This is a genomic window from Enterococcus mundtii (assembly GCF_002947535.1).
Lineage (GTDB): Bacteria > Bacillota > Bacilli > Lactobacillales > Enterococcaceae > Enterococcus_B > Enterococcus_B mundtii_B.
The window spans coordinates 1-3,039 of sequence record NZ_PUAP01000025.1; the positions used below are offsets into that span (position 1 = coordinate 1).

Below are 3,039 nucleotides of genomic sequence, written 5' to 3' on the forward strand. Positions count from 1 at the left end.
GAGTTTTTTAATAAGTTCAATTGCTTATTTTTCTTGATTGGACTTCTATCGCTAGAAGAAAGATCAAAACCCAACCGTAAGGTTGATAAGGTTAAGTGAATAAGGGCGCACGGTGGATGCCTTGGCACTAGGAGCCGATGAAGGACGGGACTAACACCGATATGCTTTGGGGAGCTGTACGTAAGCTATGATCCAGAGATTTCCGAATGGGGGAACCCAGCATCTTTTATAGGATGTTACGTATACGTGAATACATAGCGTATACGAGGTAGACGCAGAGAACTGAAACATCTAAGTACCTGCAGGAAGAGAAAGAAAATTCGATTCCCTGAGTAGCGGCGAGCGAAACGGGAAAAGCCCAAACCAATGAGCTTGCTCATTGGGGTTGTAGGACTCCGATATGGTAGTTCTTTCAGATAGTCGAATGACTTGGAAAAGTCAGTCAAAGAGGGTGAAAGCCCCGTAGATGAAATTTGGAAGGCACCTAGGAGGATCCTGAGTACGGCGGAACACGAGGAATTCCGTCGGAATCCGGGAGGACCATCTCCCAAGGCTAAATACTCCCTAGTGACCGATAGTGAACCAGTACCGTGAGGGAAAGGTGAAAAGCACCCCGGAAGGGGAGTGAAATAGAACCTGAAACCGTGTGCCTACAACAAGTCAAAGCCCGTTAATGGGTGATGGCGTGCCTTTTGTAGAATGAACCGGCGAGTTACGATTGCATGCGAGGTTAAGTTGAAGAGACGGAGCCGCAGCGAAAGCGAGTCTGAATAGGGCGTTTGAGTATGTAGTCGTAGACCCGAAACCATGTGATCTACCCATGTCCAGGTTGAAGGTGCGGTAAAACGCACTGGAGGACCGAACCCACGTACGTTGAAAAGTGCGGGGATGAGGTGTGGGTAGCGGAGAAATTCCAAACGAACTTGGAGATAGCTGGTTCTCTCCGAAATAGCTTTAGGGCTAGCCTCGGAATTGAGAATGATGGAGGTAGAGCACTGTTTGGACTAGGGGCCCATCTCGGGTTACCGAATTCAGATAAACTCCGAATGCCATTCATTCATATCCGGGAGTCAGACTGTGAGTGATAAGATCCATAGTCGAAAGGGAAACAGCCCAGACCACCAGCTAAGGTCCCAAAATATATGTTAAGTGGAAAAGGATGTGGGGTTGCACAGACAACTAGGATGTTGGCTTAGAAGCAGCCACCATTTAAAGAGTGCGTAATAGCTCACTAGTCGAGTGACCCTGCGCCGAAAATGTACCGGGGCTAAACATATTACCGAAGCTGTGGAGTACACCTTTAGGTGTATTGGTAGGAGAGCGTTCTAAGGGCGTTGAAGGTAGATCGTGAGGACTGCTGGAGCGCTTAGAAGTGAGAATGCCGGTATGAGTAGCGAAAGACAGGTGAGAATCCTGTCCACCGAATGACTAAGGTTTCCTGGGGAAGGCTCGTCCGCCCAGGGTTAGTCGGGACCTAAGCCGAGGCCGACAGGCGTAGGCGATGGACAACAGGTTGATATTCCTGTACTCGTTGTTTTTGTTTGAGCAATGGAGGGACGCAGGAGGCTAAGGAATGCAGACGATTGGAAATGTCTGTCCAAGCAGTAAGTCTTGATAGGAGTCAAATGCTTCTAACTTTAAGGACAAGCTGTGATGGGGAGGGAAATAATAGTACCGAAGTTCCTGATGTCACACTGCCGAGAAAAGCTTCTAGTGAGAAAACAACGACCCGTACCGCAAACCGACACAGGTAGTCGAGGAGAGAATCCTAAGGTGAGCGAGAGAACTCTCGTTAAGGAACTCGGCAAAATGACCCCGTAACTTCGGGAGAAGGGGTGCTGATCGTCAGATCAGCCGCAGTGAATAGGCCCAAGCGACTGTTTATCAAAAACACAGGTCTCTGCAAAATCGTAAGATGAAGTATAGGGGCTGACGCCTGCCCGGTGCTGGAAGGTTAAGAGGAGTGCTTAGCGTAAGCGAAGGTACGAATTGAAGCCCCAGTAAACGGCGGCCGTAACTATAACGGTCCTAAGGTAGCGAAATTCCTTGTCGGGTAAGTTCCGACCCGCACGAAAGGCGTAACGATTTGGGCACTGTCTCAACGAGAGACTCGGTGAAATTTTAGTACCTGTGAAGATGCAGGTTACCCGCGACAGGACGGAAAGACCCCATGGAGCTTTACTGTAGTTTGATATTGAGTGTCTGTACCGCATGTACAGGATAGGTAGGAGCCGTAGAAGTCGGAACGCTAGTTTCGATGGAGGCGCTGGTGGGATACTACCCCTGCGTTATGGCCACTCTAACCCGCACCACTAATCGTGGTGGGAGACAGTGTCAGATGGGCAGTTTGACTGGGGCGGTCGCCTCCTAAAGAGTAACGGAGGCGCCCAAAGGTTCCCTCAGAATGGTTGGAAATCATTCGAAGAGTGTAAAGGCAGAAGGGAGCTTGACTGCGAGACCTACAAGTCGAGCAGGGACGAAAGTCGGGCTTAGTGATCCGGTGGTTCCGCATGGAAGGGCCATCGCTCAACGGATAAAAGCTACCCTGGGGATAACAGGCTTATCTCCCCCAAGAGTCCACATCGACGGGGAGGTTTGGCACCTCGATGTCGGCTCGTCGCATCCTGGGGCTGTAGTCGGTCCCAAGGGTTGGGCTGTTCGCCCATTAAAGCGGCACGCGAGCTGGGTTCAGAACGTCGTGAGACAGTTCGGTCCCTATCCGTCGCGGGCGTTGGAAATTTGAGAGGAGCTGTCCTTAGTACGAGAGGACCGGGATGGACTTACCGCTGGTGTACCAGTTGTTCTGCCAAGGGCATTGCTGGGTAGCTATGTAGGGAAGGGATAAACGCTGAAAGCATCTAAGTGTGAAGCCCACCTCAAGATGAGATTTCCCATTTCTTTAAGAAAGTAAGATCCCTGAGAGATGATCAGGTAGATAGGTCAGGAGTGGAAGTACAGTGATGTATGGAGCGGACTGATACTAATCGATCGAGGACTTAACCAAAATAAAATGAAAAAACTCGGAGAGTTTCTTACTGA

General features: G+C 50.0%; 1 rRNA gene. It reads left to right on the forward strand.

Annotation, left to right across the window (positions count from 1 at the left end):
* Positions 1-89 precede the first annotated feature (89 nt).
* A 23S ribosomal RNA gene (locus CUS89_RS07880) occupies positions 90-3,004 on the forward strand.
* The last annotated feature ends 35 nt before the right edge of the window (positions 3,005-3,039 follow it).